The sequence below is a fragment of the Pseudomonas corni genome, from assembly GCF_057128765.1.
In genome coordinates this window covers 124535-141130 of sequence record NZ_JBSKHW010000014.1, presented here as the reverse complement: position 1 = coordinate 141130, position 16596 = coordinate 124535, and the positions used below count along the sequence as shown (strand labels likewise).

17 protein-coding genes are annotated in these 16596 nt (G+C 58.4%); 8 read left to right on the top strand and 9 right to left on the bottom strand.

Features of this window, described 5'->3' with window-relative positions:
• The first annotated feature begins 33 nt into the window (after positions 1-33).
• Together ACWKV9_RS20955 and ACWKV9_RS20950 are read left to right on the top strand one after the other, a co-directional pair.
• Positions 34-981 carry a LysR family transcriptional regulator gene (locus tag ACWKV9_RS20955; RefSeq protein WP_483838045.1) on the top strand — a complete coding sequence of 316 codons (948 nt, stop codon included), beginning with the start codon at positions 34-36 and terminating at the stop codon, positions 979-981.
• Positions 982-1137: 156 nt separating this feature from the next.
• Positions 1138-2538 (top strand): diguanylate cyclase domain-containing protein, encoded by a 1401-nt coding sequence (locus tag ACWKV9_RS20950; RefSeq protein ID WP_483838044.1) that lies wholly within the window; start codon positions 1138-1140, stop codon positions 2536-2538.
• Between the two features lie 173 nt (positions 2539-2711).
• On the opposite strand, the gene ACWKV9_RS20945 is transcribed toward ACWKV9_RS20950, so the two are convergent.
• From ACWKV9_RS20945 to ACWKV9_RS20930, 4 genes are all read right to left on the bottom strand, one after another.
• Positions 2712-4010 (bottom strand): NAD(P)/FAD-dependent oxidoreductase, encoded by a 1299-nt coding sequence (locus ACWKV9_RS20945; RefSeq protein ID WP_483838043.1) that lies wholly within the window; start codon positions 4008-4010, stop codon positions 2712-2714.
• 63 nt (positions 4011-4073) lie between these two features.
• Positions 4074-4247, bottom strand: coding sequence for a DUF3094 family protein (locus ACWKV9_RS20940; RefSeq protein ID WP_483838042.1), 174 nt, complete (start codon positions 4245-4247; stop codon positions 4074-4076).
• 55 nt (positions 4248-4302) lie between these two features.
• Entirely contained in the window at positions 4303-4932 is a 630-nt protein-coding gene (locus ACWKV9_RS20935; RefSeq protein ID WP_483838041.1) for a DUF1780 domain-containing protein, read from the bottom strand.
• A gap of 701 nt (positions 4933-5633) precedes the next feature.
• Positions 5634-6536 (bottom strand): helix-turn-helix transcriptional regulator, encoded by a 903-nt coding sequence (locus ACWKV9_RS20930; protein WP_483838040.1) that lies wholly within the window; start codon positions 6534-6536, stop codon positions 5634-5636.
• Positions 6537-6919: 383 nt separating this feature from the next.
• On the opposite strand from ACWKV9_RS20930, the gene ACWKV9_RS20925 reads away from it, so the two are divergent.
• The 4 genes from ACWKV9_RS20925 to ACWKV9_RS20910 all read left to right on the top strand — a co-directional run bounded on the left by ACWKV9_RS20925 (position 6920) and on the right by ACWKV9_RS20910 (position 10924).
• A complete protein-coding gene (locus tag ACWKV9_RS20925; RefSeq protein WP_483838039.1) occupies positions 6920-8263 on the top strand; it encodes an MFS transporter in 1344 nt (447 codons plus the stop codon).
• Positions 8264-8439: 176 nt separating this feature from the next.
• Positions 8440-9135, top strand: coding sequence for a fumarylacetoacetate hydrolase family protein (locus ACWKV9_RS20920; protein ID WP_483838038.1), 696 nt, complete (start codon positions 8440-8442; stop codon positions 9133-9135).
• Between the two features lie 40 nt (positions 9136-9175).
• Positions 9176-9940 (top strand): SDR family oxidoreductase, encoded by a 765-nt coding sequence (locus ACWKV9_RS20915; RefSeq protein ID WP_483838037.1) that lies wholly within the window; start codon positions 9176-9178, stop codon positions 9938-9940.
• Positions 9941-9970: 30 nt separating this feature from the next.
• Positions 9971-10924: a 2-hydroxyacid dehydrogenase gene (locus ACWKV9_RS20910; protein ID WP_483838036.1), complete on the top strand. Its 954-nt coding sequence runs from the start codon at positions 9971-9973 to the stop codon at positions 10922-10924.
• Positions 10925-11052: 128 nt separating this feature from the next.
• Here ACWKV9_RS20910 and ACWKV9_RS20905 read toward each other — a convergent pair whose 3' ends face one another.
• Positions 11053-11949: a LysR family transcriptional regulator gene (locus tag ACWKV9_RS20905; RefSeq protein ID WP_483838035.1), complete on the bottom strand. Its 897-nt coding sequence runs from the start codon at positions 11947-11949 to the stop codon at positions 11053-11055.
• Between the two features lie 153 nt (positions 11950-12102).
• Here ACWKV9_RS20905 and ACWKV9_RS20900 point away from each other — a divergent pair, with 153 nt between their 5' ends.
• Together ACWKV9_RS20900 and ACWKV9_RS20895 are read left to right on the top strand one after the other, a co-directional pair.
• Entirely contained in the window at positions 12103-12747 is a 645-nt protein-coding gene (locus ACWKV9_RS20900) for a hydrolase (RefSeq protein ID WP_483838034.1), read from the top strand.
• A gap of 218 nt (positions 12748-12965) precedes the next feature.
• On the top strand, positions 12966-13652 hold the full coding sequence (locus ACWKV9_RS20895) for an energy-coupling factor ABC transporter permease (protein WP_483838092.1): 687 nt from the start codon (positions 12966-12968) through the stop codon (positions 13650-13652).
• A gap of 29 nt (positions 13653-13681) precedes the next feature.
• Here the strand turns inward: ACWKV9_RS20895 and yacG are convergent, their stop codons facing one another.
• Genes yacG through ACWKV9_RS20875 form a run of 4 tightly spaced genes read right to left on the bottom strand, consistent with a single transcriptional unit; the run spans position 13682 to position 16595 of the window.
• The gene (yacG, locus tag ACWKV9_RS20890; RefSeq protein WP_483838033.1) at positions 13682-13885 is read right to left on the bottom strand and encodes a DNA gyrase inhibitor YacG; all 204 of its coding nucleotides are present in this window, start codon (positions 13883-13885) and stop codon (positions 13682-13684) included.
• Entirely contained in the window at positions 13882-14505 is a 624-nt protein-coding gene (gene coaE / locus ACWKV9_RS20885; RefSeq protein ID WP_483838032.1) for a dephospho-CoA kinase, read from the bottom strand. The genes yacG and coaE overlap by 4 nt, the downstream gene beginning before the upstream one ends.
• The gene (locus ACWKV9_RS20880) at positions 14502-15374 is read right to left on the bottom strand and encodes a prepilin peptidase (protein ID WP_483838031.1); all 873 of its coding nucleotides are present in this window, start codon (positions 15372-15374) and stop codon (positions 14502-14504) included. The genes coaE and ACWKV9_RS20880 overlap by 4 nt, the downstream gene beginning before the upstream one ends.
• A gap of 3 nt (positions 15375-15377) precedes the next feature.
• Complete coding sequence (locus tag ACWKV9_RS20875; protein WP_483838030.1) at positions 15378-16595, bottom strand: type II secretion system F family protein; 1218 nt, start codon at positions 16593-16595, stop codon at positions 15378-15380.
• Position 16596: the final 1 nt, after the last annotated feature.

The following is a 16596-nucleotide window of genomic DNA, read 5'->3' as shown; positions in this document are numbered from 1 at the left end:
TACCCTTACGGTATCGCTTGCAGGAAGTTTCCCATGTCCGAAAACAGCTCGGCCCATCACCTGTTCAGTCGTCTGCGTTACAAGCATCTGCAAATGCTGGTGGTGCTGGGATCTAGCATGAACCTGCACCGCGCCTCCATGAACATGCACATGTCGCAGCCGGCGGCGACGCGGATGTTGCGCGAGATAGAAGACATGTTTGGCTGCGAGCTGTTCGAACGCCTGCCACGAGGCATGCGCCCGACTGCGCTGGGCAAAGAGCTGCTACGGTTTGCCGAGTCAGCGCTCAGCGGTCTCGATCGCTGCGCCGCCGACATGCAGGCGCGCCAGCAGGGCGGCTATGGTTATCTGGCCATCGGCACCATCATGGGCGCCGCGCCGGACCTGGTGATGAACGCCGTGGCCGAGATCAAGGCGCTTAATCCGCAGTTGCGCATCCGGATCATGGGCGATACCAGTGACCAAGTGATTCAGTTACTTGAGCAGGGGCGCATCGATCTGGCCATCGCCCGTCGCAACGCGTCGACTGACCGCGAGCACTACGCCTTCGAGCCGCTGGGTAATGAGCGCTTGATGGTGGTGGTGCATCAGGGCCATCCGCTTGCCAAGCGACGCAAGCTGGACTGGGCCGAGCTGGTCAGCGACTGGCCGTGGATCCTGCAACCGGAAAGCAGCCCGGCGCGCATCGCTTTTGATCAGGCGCTTGAGCGTCTGGCGTTGCCGTTGCCGGCAGACATCATCGAATGCAGCTCAGTGTATTCGATGCAGCAATTGGTACAACTGACTGACGCGATCATGGTGCTGTCCGAGTCAGCACTGCGCGATTATCTGAAGATGGGCCTGGTCAAGGCGCTGCCGGTGCAGATCGAAGAACGTATGGCGCCGTTCGGGCTACTGACGCGCAGGGGCGAGGCGATGAGCCGGGAGTTGGCGCAGTTTATTGAGCTGCTGCGCACAAGAAGCACTCAGGAACCTCTGTAGGAGCGAACTTGTTCGCGAGGCTTTATTTGGCCGACACACCGCGTTGACGGTCTCGCCAACAAGTTGGCTCCTACAGATTCGGCGTCGTCTGAAAGGTGGGCGTCAGGCGGCACGCGGTATAGACTTCGGGTTGTACTGTCAGTCTCGGTCGGTCTTATGAAAGCACCCATTGCGCTTTACGAAACTGAACGGCTTCAAGCGCTTCACACGCTTGAAATTCTGGATACACCCGCCGAAGCCTCTCTGGACCGGATCACCCGACTGGTCGCCAGAGTACTGAATGTGCCAATTGCGCTGGTCACACTGGTTGACGAAAAGCGCCAGTGGTTCAAATCCCGGGTTGGCATCGAAATCCTGGAAACCTCCCGCGACGATGCGTTCTGCGCGCACGCGATCCTGCAAAGCGAACCAATGGTAGTGCCGGATGCGACGCGGGACGCGCGCTTCAGCGACAACCTCTTTGTCACCCAGGCCCCGCATATCCGCTTTTACGCCGGCGTGCCGATTCGCACCAGCCAAGGTCATGCCGTCGGCACGCTGTGCGCCATTGATGAACGGCCGCGGGTATTGACCCAGGAAGAGCTATCCACTTTGAGTGATCTGGCCGACATGGTCAGCCGCGAGATGCAGTTGCGCGAAAACCTGATGCTGGTCCGCACGCAAGCGAAGAAAACCGATGACCTGTTTGAAGCCAGCGAGGCGGCTTATCGGTCAATGTTCGAGTTGGCCTCGGTGGGTATCGCGTTGGTGGCCCCGGACGGCAACTGGATCAGCGTCAATCAGGCGCTGTGTGATCTGGTCGGCTACAGCGTGCAGGAACTCAAGGGCCTGACGTTTCAGGATATTACTTTCCCCGACGACCTCAACACCGACATGGGCTTGTTACAGCAACTGGTCGCGGGCGATATCGATCATTACCAGCTCGAAAAGCGCTACCTGCATAAAAACGGCAAAGCAGTGTGGGCCGACTTGAGTGTGACCAAAAAGCTGTCGGCAGACGGCGAGCTGGAGTATTTCATCTCGATCATTCAGAACATTCAGGGCCGTAAAGAGCTTGAGCAGGAAGCCAAGCACGATGCACTGACCGGGTTGCTTAATCGACGGGCGCTGGACTCGCTGCTGCCCATCGCCCAGGCCCGGGCAGATCGTTCGAAAAAGCTGCTGGCACTGATGTTTCTGGATCTGGATGGCTTCAAAGGCATCAACGACACCTACGGCCATGATGCAGGCGACGAGTTGCTGCGCACGATATCTCAGCGGTTGAAAGCCAGCGTCAGGCGCACCGACAGCCTGATTCGTCTGGCGGGAGATGAGTTCATCGTGATTCTGGAAGGCATCGTGCCCGGTGCCAACGAGGTGCGGGAGGTTGCGAACAAGCTGCTGGCAGCAATCGCGGAGCCGATGACCATCAAGGGTCATTCCATCACCACGCAGGCGAGCATCGGTTTTTCGATTTATGAACCCGACTCGGGCAAGGCGCCGGATGAGCTGATTCGCGAGGCGGACCGGTGGATGTACAAGGCCAAGCATTCGGGCAAGGGCCAGGTGTTGCCGTGAAGGTTTTGGGCTGGCGTGCGATTTAAGGTACTTGCCTGGATTCGTGGGAACGGACCTGTCCGCGAAGACTGACTGGCAGGCGCTAAAAATGTAGCGTCTGTGCAGCCCTCTTCGCGGACAGGTCCGCTCCCACGGTTAGTCCGCGTTTGATCCGGATTGTGGGGAGGCGAGGATCAGTGCAACTTCATCCTCGGCTCTGTCCCGCGTCCAATCCGGCTGCCGAGCATCAGCATTGCCGTGCGGAACACCCCGTACAACGCCATCTGGTGCATGCGATACAGCGACACGTAAAACATCCGCGCCAGCCAACCTTCGAGCATAACGCTGCCGGTCAGGTTGCCCATCAAGTTACCCACCGCCGAAAACTTCGACAGCGAAATCAGCGATCCGTAGTCCTTGTAGCTGTACTCCGGCAGGCTTTGGCCTTCGATGCGCAGCTTCAACGACTTCACCAGCAACGACGCCTGCTGATGCGCCGCTTGAGCGCGCGGCGGTACGTTTCGGTCTGTGCCTTTCATGGGGCACGAGGCGCAATCGCCGAAGGCAAAAATGTTGTCATCACGGGTGGTTTGCAGCGTCGGACGCACTTGCAGCTGATTGATCCGGTTGGTTTCCAGTCCTGCAATGTCCTGCAAAAAAGCCGGAGCACGAATGCCCGCCGCCCAGACTTTCAATGTCGCCGGGATCACCTGGCCCGATGCTGTGATCAATGCATCGGCGGTCACTTCACTCACCGCCGAATTGGTCAGCACAGTCACGCCAAGTTTCTCCAGGGTCTTATGCACAGGGCCACCGATGCGTTCTGGCAGTGCTGGCAATACTCGAGGTCCGGCCTCGATCACTGTGATACGCAAGTTTTCCGGTTTGATCTGGCCCAGCCCGTAAGCCGCCAGCTCTTGCGCCGCGTTGTGCAGCTCTGCCGCAAGCTCGACCCCTGTGGCACCGGCACCGACGATGGCGACGTTGATTTCTTCAACGACATCGGTCTGGCTGGCGTGTGCGCGCAGGTAGCGATTGAGCAATTGCTGATGGAAGCGCTCTGCCTGCTTGCGTGTGTCGAGAAACAGGCAATGTTCCGCCGCGCCTTTGGTGCCGAAATCGTTAGTGGTGCTGCCGACGGCAATCACCAGCGAGTCGTAATCCAGGCTGCGTTCGGGGACCAGTTCGGCGCCGTTTTCGTCCAGTGTGGCCGACAGATGAATCTGCTTGGCCTCGCGATCGAGCCCGGTCATGCGGCCCAGCTGAAAGGTGAAGTTGTTCCACTTGGCTTGCGCTACGTAGTTCAGCTCGTCTTCGTAGGAATTCAGCGAGCCGGCGGCCACTTCATGCAACAGGGGTTTCCAGATGTGGGTCAAGTTGGCGTCGACCAGCACCACGCTGGCGGTGCCTTTCTTGCCGAGGGTTTTACCCAGACGGGTAGCCAGCTCCAGACCACCGGCGCCTCCGCCGACAATCACAATACGATGAGTCATGGGGATATCTCATAAGGCTTAAGGAATTCTTTGGGCGGTTTATCCGCGCGAGCGCCAGGCAGCTCATAGCGTCAGATAACTCAGTAAACGGCTCAACAGGCCCAGCCCGACCACCACTGCAATCACCACCACAAGGAGCGTCCACGGCCGAAAAGCCCGGCGCTCGACTCGATGCTGGGGTGCTTGAAGGTACTCTTCGACACGTCTTTGGTCGTCAGGGTTCAGGCGGCTGGTCATGTGAGCCTCTTCATGGACGTTGAGTGCGGTCAGAAAGCTACAGGAAAAGATGATTTCACAAGCTGATACCTACGTCGAACACCACGCTGCGCCCCAGGTTGGTCCTTAGGAAATCCGGTGCGTCGGGATGGGCAAACAACACGCGGGCGAAGGTCGGGCCGACCAGTGATAAAGAGCGCCAGCCTTGGCGCAAGTACTCGGTGGGCGGCGGGAAATGGCTGTTGAGATCAAGCACCTCGCGCTTGAGGCTGGCGAAGGCAATGATGTCCAGCTCACTCAGATCCAAGCCGCGCTCTTTGTAGTTGTGGGCTTTCTTGCGCAGGGTCGGCGCCAAGCGGTGTAGTAGCTCGGAGGCAGGGATGCGCTTGGGTTTAGCTTCTCGACGAACGAGTTGGCTCAGGGAAAACGCGCTGCGTCGACGTTGCAATTCTTCGCGCCATTCATCGTTCAGTCGACGGCCTTCATCAAGCACGAAAAACACCTCAAAACAGGCTTCGCGAAACAGCACGTCTGGCGGCTCTTGCCCCGCGGGCAGAAAGTCTTCGTTGCGATGGGGAATGTTCAGGCCTTGCAGCAGACGCTGACAAACCCAACGCTCACGCTCCCACTTGCGCGCATTGGAAAGGAACGCGTTGGCCTGTTCGGCTTGGATCGTCAAAAGACGCAGGTAGTCGGAATCATCCATGAGCCCAAGCTTAGCGTTCTATGGCGCAGAAAAAAGCTATCCGAATAGATAAATCCTAATGCCCCTATTTACGCGGCACGTTTCGATCTTTACAAATCCCGGCTGCCTCGCCCGGATCTCTGCAGGAGCGAACTTGTTCGCGAGGCGTTATGACTGACACACCGCGTTGCTCGTCTCGCCAACAAGTTGGCTCCTTCAGACGGCGCGCTTCGATCTATTACGGCTGCCTTGATCGGATCTCTGCAGGAGCGAACTTGTTCGCGAAGCGTTATGACTGACACACCGCGTTGACTGCCTCGCCAACAAGTTGGCTCCTACAGACGGCGCGCTTCGATCTATCACGGCTGCCTTGGTCGGATCTCTGTAGGAGCGAACTTGTTCGCGAGGCGTTATGACTGACACACCGCGTTGACTGCCTCGCCAACACGTTGGCTCCTTCAGACGGCGCGCTTCGATCTATTACGGCTGCCTTGATCGGATCTCTGTAGGAGCGAACTTGTTCGCGAAGCGTTATGACTGACACACCGCGTTGACTGCCTCGCCAACAAGTTGGCTCCTACAGACGGCGCGCTTCGATCTATACAGATCACGGCTGCCTTGGTCGGATCTCTGTAGGAGCGAACTCGTTCGCGAAGCGTTATGACTGACACACCGCGTTGCTCGTCTCGCCAACAAGTTGGCTCCTACAGACGGCGACCGGCTTACAAATCCCGTTGCTTGCGAAACTGCCCCGGCGGCATGCCGTGGGCGTTGCGGAAGCGGCGGGAGAAGTAGGCTTCGTCGGCGAAGCCGCACAGCCGCGCTATCTCGCCCACCGGTTTGGTGCCATTGAGCAGGAGCGTGCGCGCCAGGTGCATTCTGCGTTCGAGCACCAGTTCGCTGAAGGTTTTGCCCACTTCCTTGCGCAGCCAGTGCGTCAGGTAATTGGGCGACAAAAACGCCGCCGAGGCCGCCTTCTTGAGATTCAAATCCGGGTCGCTGAGATTCTTGCGTACGTACTCAGACATCCGCGCCAGCGCATCACGGCGGCTGCGCTCGGCTGCGTTGTCGTCGGCCAGGGTTTTGATCGGTTCGGCGAAGCGCTCGCACACTGTGCCGATCAACTGCAATAGACAGCCCTTGAGAATCTCCCGCGTTCCGAACTGGCGCTGTTGATCCAGCGTGCGCATGCGCTGCAACAGCGTGTGAATCTCGGCAAAGTCTGCGTCACCCAAGATGTAATCCAGACTTTCCTGAAAGCGAAAGGGCGATAACTCCGGCGCCAAGGCAATAGGCACGTCTTCCAGGTCCAGCGGGTCGCACTGCAACTGCGGCAACAGAAAGGTCTGGGCAAAGTTGATCAGCAGGAAATTGCCATCGTCTGGATGAGGAATCAGGTGCAGTTTGTGCGGCAGGATGAACGCCAGCGCGTGACGTGGAAATGGCCGGATCACACCGCCAATGTGCTGCACCGTGTCGCCGCCCAGATTGATTTGAATCTGAAAATACTCATGTCGGTGCGGACCGGTTTCTGCACTCCGGGCGCTCTTGTCACGAATGTAAAAGTCAGGCCTTTCGCTGCGTTGCTGCATGCCGTAGGTCGGCACTTGAGTCGCTGAATCCATCAATCGGTTACCTCTTTCAAACCTGGCCGCCGGCAGTGTCGTTTGTTTTCCCAACCCATGCATAGCGCAAACTTTTGCCTTGGGAGCCCCGGAATTATCAGTTGTCCTACCACTTAAATCATGAAGATTTTTTGCGGAAAGACTCTGGCGCTGTCCAAAAAAACTGCTGAGGCGGAAAACCTTCTCAAGCGCTCTATTCCGCAGGTAAGCCCCATATTTTCTGGAAATCCATGACCCTCCCAAGCATGCTGAATTTCTTGGACAAATGTTAAGCGCGCCGCGTTGAAATCCAAAAACGTTCTAAGCGTTCCATTGTATTTGAGTGGTTGTACGATAACTTGGACTGGCTTCTCCGATACCAATAAAAACAATGAGGAACTCTCATGTCGAGCACCCCTGACATTCAGGCGGTCGACGCTCGTGTCGCCGCACCCGCTGCAGCCGCACCGGCTCACCTTCCTACCCGCCGTCGCTGGTTCATGCTTTCGCTGTTGCTGATTGCCACGATCATCAACTACGTAGACCGCGTGAACATCTCCATCGCCGCACCGTTCATGGCCAAGGACCTTGGTCTGGACAAAGTCGAGATGGGCCTCATCTTCTCCGCCTTCGCCTGGACCTACGCCTTTGCGTTGGTGCCGGCCGGCTTCCTTGCCGACCGCTTCGGCTCTCGACTCACTTACGGCGCTTCGCTGATCTCATGGTCTGCCGTAACAGTCTGCCAAGGCATGGCGGGCGGCTTTGCCTCATTGTTCGGTTTGCGTCTGGCCATCGGCGCCATGGAAGCACCGGCATTCCCGGCCAACAGTCGCGCCGTGACAGTGTGGTTTCCCGCCAAGGAGCGCGGCATGGCGAGCAGTATTTATGTGTGCGGTCAGTACCTGGGCACGGCGCTGTTCACCGGCGCATTGCTGTGGCTTGCGACCACTTACGACTGGCGGCACGTGTTCTACAGCACCGGCATCGTCGGCATCGTGTTCGGGGTTGCCTGGCTCTATCTGTACCGCGATCCGCTGTTCTGCAAGAAGGTCAGCAAAGAAGAGCTGGCTTACATCGAAGACGGCGGTGGTCTGGTCAAAAGCAGCAAGGACAAAAACAAATTCAAGTGGGCACAGATTGCCGAGCTCTTGAAGTATCGGCAGATCTGGGCGATCTGCATCGGGAAATTTGCCAGCACCTCTGCGCTGTACTTCTTCCTGACCTGGTTCCCGACGTACCTGATCGAGGAACGTCATCTGACGATGGTCAAAGTGGGCATCTTCGCCGTGCTGCCTTTCATTGGCGCAACGGTTGGCGTGCTGCTGGCAGGCTTCATTGCGGACTGGATGATCCGTCGCGGCTTCTCGCTGTCGTTCTCTCGCAAGCTGCCATTGGTGGTGGGCTCGGCGCTGGGCATGTCGATCATGCTGGTCAACTTCACCGACTCAAACGAAGTCTGCATCGCGTTGCTGACCATCGCTTTCTTCGCCCAAGGTATCGCGTCGTCCTCATGGGCCGCCGTGTCTGAAATCGCGCCGAAAGAGCTGATCGGGTTGACCGGTGGCGTCACCAGTCTGGCGGCGAACATTGGCGGGATCGTCACGCCGATCGTCATCGGACAAATCCTCCATGTCACCGGAACATTCGCCTACGCCTTCTGGTTCATCGGCGGCGTGGCACTGCTCGGGACGCTCTCTTATTCGCTGTTGTTGGGCAAGATCTACCGGATCGAATTGAAAGCCCAGTAACGCAAAACGGGTGTGTGTGACCTTATGCCCCCATGGGCAAAGGCGTACGCAAGTACGCCTTTTTTATGCGCTGCGATGTCCGTTTTTACTCCAGTTGGAACACCGCTTTGTCCAACTTTGGCCGCTGACGATCCCGTACGCTGGTCGCTAAGGATTCATCTTTTCCAGGAGCCATCATGATCAATTACGTGTTCGAGCCGGGCCTCGTCCGCAGCCTGCCAGTCACTGACAGTGACGCACGATTCCCAGTGGCCCGGGTATTTTGCCTCGGACGCAATTATCACTGGGGCGACTCGTTGAACGAAGCGCGTGAGATGCCGGCGTTCTTCATGAAGCCTGCGTCCTCGGTCATCGATGCCAGCGGCGAGCTGGATTTCCCGCCGCTGACCGAACAGTTTTGCCACGAAATCGAGCTGGTGGTTGCCATCGGCAAGGACGGTTTCGAGATTTCAGAAGAAGACGCGCTGGATCACGTCTGGGGTTACGCCGCAGGCCTGGACCTGACGCGACGTGACTTGCAGATGGCCGCCAAAGCCGTCGGCCAACCTTGGGAAGCCGCCAAGGCGTTCGATGGTTCTGCGCCGATCAGCCCGATTCAACCGGCCAGCCAGTTGGGGCACCCGTCACAGGGTGCGCTGTGGTTGAGCGTCAATGGCGTGGAGCGCCAGCGCTCGGACCTGGAAAGCCAGATTTGGTCGGTGGCCGAAATTGTCAGCCGCCTCTCTCGCTCCATCCGCCTCACCGCAGGCGACCTGATTATGACCGGCACGCCACCGGGCGTTGATTCCCTGCAATCGGGCGACGTGATCACCGCGGGCATCGCAGGCATCGGTCAATTTGAAGTAACAGTCGGCAGCCGTCGCGCAAGCTGACGCCCGACACCCTCGATATCCATGAAACGGAGACATAACAATGACTGACAACTCCCTCCTGAAAGTCGCCTTGGTCACCGGTGCCGGTAGTGGCATTGGTCGTGCGGTCGCCCTTGGCTTGTTGGCTGACGGCTACAAAGTCGTCGCGACGGGTCGGCGTATCGAGCCGCTGCAAGAGCTGGCGGCGCTTGCCAAAGAACAAGGCGGCGAAGTGCTGCCGGTGTCCACCGATGTGCGCGATCCGGCCAGCGTCGAGGCGTTGTTCGCAACGATTGAAGAGGTCTACGGCCGCGTCGATGTGGTGTTCAACAACGCGGGCGTCAATGCGCCTGCCGTGCCGATGGATGAGCTGCCGGTCGAGAAATGGCTGAGCGTGATCGAAACCAACGTCACAGGCGTGTTTCTGTGCAGCCGTGGCGCGTTTGGCCTGATGCGCAAACAGTCGCCCCAGGGCGGTCGCATCATCAACAACGGTTCGATTTCCGCGCACACCCCGCGCCCGTTTACCGCGCCGTACACCGCCAGCAAACACGCTGTTTCCGGCATCACCAAAGCAATCGCGCTGGATGGCCGGGAATTCAACATCGCCTGTAGCCAGATCGACATCGGCAACGCCCTGACCGAGCTGTCGGTGCGCATGACCAAGGGTGTGCGCCAGGCCAATGGCGAGACAGCCGTAGAGCCGATGATCGACGTGAAACACATCGCCGATGCCGTGCGCTATATCGCCAATCTACCGCTGTCGGCCAACGTGCTGAACATGACCGTCATGGCAACCAACATGCCGTTCGTGGGCCGTGGCTGATTGCTTCACTTCTGAATAAGCGAGATCGCGATGAAACCTGAAATCCTGCAACTGAGCCCCATCCTGATCCCCGAGATCAACGCCCGGCTGAACGAGCTGTACACCGTGCGCCCGTATTTCCAGCAAGCGGACAAAGCCGCTTACTTGCGCGAGCATGGCGCCAACATTCGTGGCGTGGTGACTGGCGGCCACACCGGCATCACCCGTGAGGTGATGGAGCAGCTGCCCGCCGTGGAAGTGATCGCGGTCAATGGCGTGGGCACCGATGCGGTGGACCTGGCCTATGCGCGGGACCGGGGAATTCATGTCACGGCGACCATTGGCGCACTGACCGAAGACGTGGCGGATCTGGCCATCGGTCTGCTGATTTCTGCCACGCGCGGCTTGGGCACCGGCGATCGTTATGTGCGCAGCGGCGCGTGGCCTAAAAGCCCTACGCCATTGGCCCCGATTCCGCTGGCGCGGCAGTTCAGCGGCATGCGTATTGGTATTGTCGGGCTGGGCCGGGTAGGGCGCGCCGTCGCCACTCGCGCTGCAGCGTTTGGCTGTCCGATCAGTTACACCGATTTGCGCGCCATGGACGACGTGCCTTATTCGTTCGTTGCTGATCTGGTGGAGCTCGCGCGCAACAGCGATGCACTGATCGTTGCGGCGGCGGCTGACAAGGCCAAAGGGATCATCAACGCCCAGGTGTTGGCAGCGTTGGGGACGGAGGGTTATTTGATCAATGTCGCGCGCGGCAGTCTGGTCAATGAGGCGGATCTGGTGGCGGCGCTCAAGACCGGCTCGATTGCTGGCGCCGGGCTGGATGTGTTCGTCGATGAGCCTAACGTGCCGACCGAGCTGTTCGACCTGGAAACCGTGATCCTGCAGCCGCACCGCGCCAGCGCCACCGTGCAGACCCGCACGCGCATGGGTGAAATGGTGCTGGCGAGTCTGGCGCAGGGGTTGGCGGGGGAACGGCCAAGCGCTGCGGTTCAATAGCGATCTTCACGGTAACTCTGTAGGAGCGAATCTATTTGCGAGAGGCCAGCAGGTCGGACCCATCTCTGTGGGCCCGAAACGCCCTTCGCGAATGAATTCGCTCCTACAGAATCCATTGCTCGCCAGCGTCAGGCCGGTGAATCCACCGCCAACTCCATCACCAGAAAATCAATGAACGCGCGGGTCTTCAACGGCACGCGTCTGGCCGATGGATACACCGCATTGATGGTAATCGCTGGCGCTTTCCACTCACACAGCAACGGCACCAGGCGTCCGGCAGCCAAGGCCTTTTCGATGATGAAGTCCGGCAACAGCGCAATGCCCATTCCTGCTTCCGCCGCCTGACACAGAATGTCGCCGTTGTTGGCGTGCAAGGGCCCGGTCACGTGCACCCGCTGGGTCTCCTTGCCGTTGCAAAGTTGCAGGCTGACCCCGCTTTGCAGGTAGCCGTAGCTCAGGCATTTGTGTGACGACAAGTCCTTGGGCGTCTGCGGCGTGCCTTCGCGCGCCAGATATTCAGGCGATGCCACCATGACCCTCGGCGCCGGGGCCAGCGAGCGCGCCACCATTGATGAGTCCGGCAGGCTGGCGATGCGGATCGTCACGTCGAATCCGCCTTTCACGGGGTCCACCTGCTGATCGCTGAACACCAGTTGCAGCTCCACATCGGGATGCAAATCGTGAAATTTTGGAATCAGCGGACCCAGGCGGCTTAACCCGAATGACATCGGCGCGTTGACCCGCAACACCCCTCGAATCTCTCCCAGTCCGGTACGCGCACGCTGCTCGGCTTCGTCCACCGAAGCAATCACGTCACGACAGGCTTCGTAGTATTCCGCGCCAGCTTCTGTCAGATGCAGGCTGCGCGTGGTGCGTTGCAGCAATTGCACACCGATGGCTTCTTCCAGCGCCTGAATCTGTTTGCTGACTTTCGACCGTGGCACGTCCAGCGCACGGGCCGCGGCGGCAAACCCGTTTTCGTTCACCGTGGTCACGAAAGTACGCATGCAATCAATGCGATCCATCTACGTCCCCAAAAAAGAACCAATGAGTCTCAAGTTTAGGGAATTGTTTCGATATCTGCCAGCCCGTACATTTTACTCCCAAGCCAGCAAGCAAACAGCTCAGCGAGCTGAACGGCTAATCCATTACGCACTCATCACTTGAAGGAACATCCCATGTCTATCCGCGAACTGCTGAACCCAACCAACTCTGCCCTGATCCTCATCGACCACCAGCCGCAAATGGCCTTCGGCGTGCAGTCGATTGATCGCCAGACCCTGAAGAACAACACGGTCGGTCTGGCCAAGGCAGCGAAGATTTTCAACGTGCCGACCATTCTCACCTCGGTCGAAACCAAGAGCTTCAGCGGTTTCATCTGGCCAGAAGTGTTGGGCGTTTTCCCGGATCAACAGCCGATCGAACGTACTTCGATGAACTCTTGGGAAGACAAAGCCCTGGTGGAAGCGGTCAAGGCGACGGGGCGCAAAAAACTGATCATCGCTGCATTGTGGACCGAGGTCTGCCTGAACTTCCCGACGCTCGATGCACTGGCTGAAGGGTATGAGGTGTACATCGTCACCGACGCTTCGGGCGGCACCACCAAAGAAGCTCACGACATGTCGGTGCTGCGCATGATTCAAGCTGGCGCGGTGCCAGTGACCTGGCAACAGGTGTTGCTCGAATTCCAGCGCGACTGGGCTCACAAAGACACTTACGAAGCAGTGATGGAACTGGTTCGTGAACACAGCGGCGCCTACGGCATCGGCGTTGATTACGCCTACACCATGGTCCACGGCGCACCGCAGCGGAAAGTGGGTTGATACCTGACACGACGCGCGGCTCAAAACGCCGCGTGATTCTGTAGGAGCTGACGAGCCGCCGAAGGCTGCGATCACGGAGTGCCAGGCAACGAAAATGTTGCCGGACGACCGCCATCGCAGCCTTCGTGCCTCGGCAGCTCCCACATTGACCGCGTCACGAATCCAAAACCGTTTCTGGGTCTAAACTCTTGAGACCCGAACCCAACAAAACCAATACCATGATCGGCGCCGACGTGCTCACCCCACTCACCATGACCCTCGCCTGGCTTTGTTATGTGCCAGTGTTGTGCTGGGCGGTGTGGCGCTCGCCGTGGGTCGAGTTGTTTACTGACAGCCGACGCCAGCACTTGCTGTTTGGCACCGTGTTCGCGCTGTTTCTGCTGTGGTTGGTGCGGCGTGATTTCGACACTGGCGTCTCGTATCACTTCATCGGCATGACCGCCGTTACGCTGGTACTGGACTGGCCGCTGGCGCTGGTCGGTGGTTGTATCGCGCAGTTGGGTTTGCTAGCGTTGGGTCGTCAGGATCTTGCGGCGCTAGGTGTCAACGGTCTGCTGTTTATCGCGTTACCAGTGTTGATCACCGAAGCCTGCTCAATCGTTGTTGAACGCGCGCAGCCGAAAAACCCGTTCGTTTACATCTTCTGCTCAGGATTCTTTGCAGCGGCATTGGCCGCCTTGATGTGTCTGCTGTCAGCCATCGGGTTGCTGTGGTTCGAGGGGCTGTTTGCGATGCCTGAATGGCTGGAGGATTTTGTCGGCTATCTGTGGCTGATCATCTTTCCTGAGGCGTTCATCAACGGAATGGTGATCACGGCACTGGTGGTGTTTTGTCCGGAATGGCTGGAAACCTTCAACCGCACGCGCTACCTGTCGGCGCCGTGGAAAGACGATGGCAGCGCCTGACGTTTTGCTGCATCAGGCGCTGCGTTCGATCAGTGCTGGCGGGGGTCCAAGTCGCCGGAAAACAGCTCGTCTTCAGCATCCGGCGCTACCGGAATCGCATGCTCTTCCGACGCCCAAGCGCCCAGGTCGATCAATTTGCAGCGATCAGAACAGAACGGCCGGAAGGTGCTCTCGGGCTTCCATTCCACCGGCGCTCCACAGGTTGGGCAATCGACGGTCATTGGTTGGCTCATGATTGGCCTCCACACAAAGTTAGATAAAAGTGATGCAGTCGCTCGACTTCGCTTTTCAGCCAGGCCGGGTCGCGGTCATTGACGATCACGTCATCGGCGTGGCTCAAGCGGTACTCCCGCGTGGCCTGTGCCTTTAGAATCGCCTGGACTTGCTCGGCGTTGCTGTTGTCCCGCGCCACCGTGCGTCGAATTTGAATCGCCTCAGGCACATCGATCACCAGCACCCGTTTCACCATCTTGTGCTGGGTGGTTTCCAGCAACAGCGGCGACACCAGAATCGCGTAGGGCGACTGAGCCTTGGCCAGATACGCAGTGATTTCCTCGCGAATCAGCGGGTGCAATAGGCCTTCGAGCCAGACGCGTTGCTCGGGCTCTTTGAAAATCAGATCGCGCAACGCAGTGCGATTCAGCGTGCCGTCATCTTGCAAGACGCCAAAGCCGAAATGCTCGGCGATCCGCGCGAGGGCAGGGCGGCCCGGCTCAACCACCCAGCGCGCCGCTTGATCGGCGTCTACCAGATGAATGCCCAGGTCGACGAAGACCTGCGCGGCAGCACTTTTGCCGCTGCCGATGCCGCCCGTCAGGCCAAGAATCCAGGGTTGAGAAACAACGTGGGTCATCTGAAACCGGCGATCTGCAAGTAAGAGGCGGTTATTTGATCACCCCAGAGCAAAGCGATCCACCCCGCAATCGCCAGATAAGGACCAAAGGGGATCGGCGTGCTGGTCTCGACGTTGCGCAAGCGCAGCATGATCAGGCCCAAGACGGCACCCACCAGCGACGACAGCAGAATCGTCAGCGGCAGAATCTGCCAGCCTCCCCACGCGCCAAGCATTGCCAGCAACTTGAAATCGCCGTACCCCATACCTTCTTTGCCAGTCACCAGCTTGAACAGCCAAAACACCAGCCACAGCACCAGATACCCGGCGACTGCACCCCACAGCGCGTCAGTCAGCGAGGTGAGAAGGCCAAAGGCGTTGACGATCAAACCCAGCCACAACAGTGGCAGCACGATGGCGTCCGGCAGCAATTGGTGATCGGCGTCGATCAGACTCATCGCCAGCAAACCCCAACTCAACACCAGCATCGCCCCGGCCTGCCAGCCAAACCCGAAGTGCCAGGCGATGAACGCTGACAACAGCCCGCACGTAAGCTCCACCAGCGGATAGCGTTTGCTGATCGGCGCTTTGCAGCTGGAGCACTTGCCGCCAAGTGCCAGATAACTGATCACCGGCAGGTTTTCCCACGGGCGGATCTTGTGCGAGCAATGGGGGCAGCGGGAGTGGGGGAGCAGCAGATTGAAGGTTTCAGTAGGTGGTTCGGGCGGCAGTTCCAGCATTTCGCGGGATTGGGTTTTCCAGTCGCGGATTAGCATGATGGGAAGGCGATAAACAACCACGTTCAGGAAGCTGCCAACCAAAAGGCCCAAGACAAGCGTGCACACAATGAAGGCCAGCGGGGAGCTGGCCAGGAAATCGAAGAGGGGCATGGGTTAGACGACGTTTCCGAGTTGGAAAATGGGGAGGTACATGGCGATCACAAGCCCGCCGACGATGACGCCGAGGAAGGCCATGATCATGGGTTCCATGAGGCTGGTGAGGCTGTCGACGAGGTTGTCGACTTCGTCTTCGTAATAGGTGGCGACTTTGTCGAGCATATTGTCCAGGGCGCCCGATTCTTCGCCGATGGCGGTCATCTGTACCGCGAGCATCGGGAAAACGCCAGTGCTGCGCATGGAGAAGTTGAGTTGCATGCCAGTGGAGACGTCTTGTTTGACTTGGTGTACGGCGTTTCGGAACACGACGTTGCCGGTTGCGCCTGCTACTGAGTCCAGCGCTTCGACCAGCGGGACGCCAGCGGCGAAGGTTGTTGATAGCGTCCGGGCATAGCGCGCTACTGCGGACTTGTACAAAAGTGGGCCGATGATGGGGAGTTTGAGAAGCGCGCGGTCTACACCGTTGCGAAATTTTTCGGATGTTTTATGCGCACGTTTGAAAGCCCAAAAGGCGAAAAATATTGCAAACAGGAACATGTACCAATAAGCCTGAACGGCCTCTGACAGACCGATCACCATCAGTGTAAACGCTGGGAGTTTTGCACCAAATCCCGCAAATACTGACTGGAACTGTGGGACCACTTTGATTAGCAGAATCCCGGTGACAATGAATGCGACCACGACAACTGCGATTGGGTACGTCATGGCCTTCTTGATTTTTGCCTTCAAAATCTCAGTTTTTTCTTTATAAGTCGCGACCCTGTCAAGCAGAGACTCAAGCGCACCTGCTTGCTCACCGGCGTCCACCAGGCTGCAAAACAGATCGTCGAAATATTGAGGTTTTTGACGAAGAGCAGTAGCGAAGCTATGCCCTGAAGCAACCTGCTGCTTTACGTCGTCCACAAGCGCCCGCATGTTCGGGTTATCGGTTCCCTCGATGATGATATCGAACGACTGGAGCAGCGGTACGCCAGCCTTCATCATCGTCGCCATCTGGCGGCTGAAGAAGGCAATGTCCAACGGTTTTATCTTCTTGCCCTTGCCAAAAATCGAAACGGATTTCTTCCGCACCTTGGTGGGGTTGATTCCCTGTTTACGGAGCTGCGCTTTGACCAGCGGCGGGTTGTGGCCACTTATTTCACCACTAACCTTGGTTCCCTTTTTATCTAGCCCTTCCCAGGTGAAAACGCTGACTTTTACTGCCTTGGTCGCCATG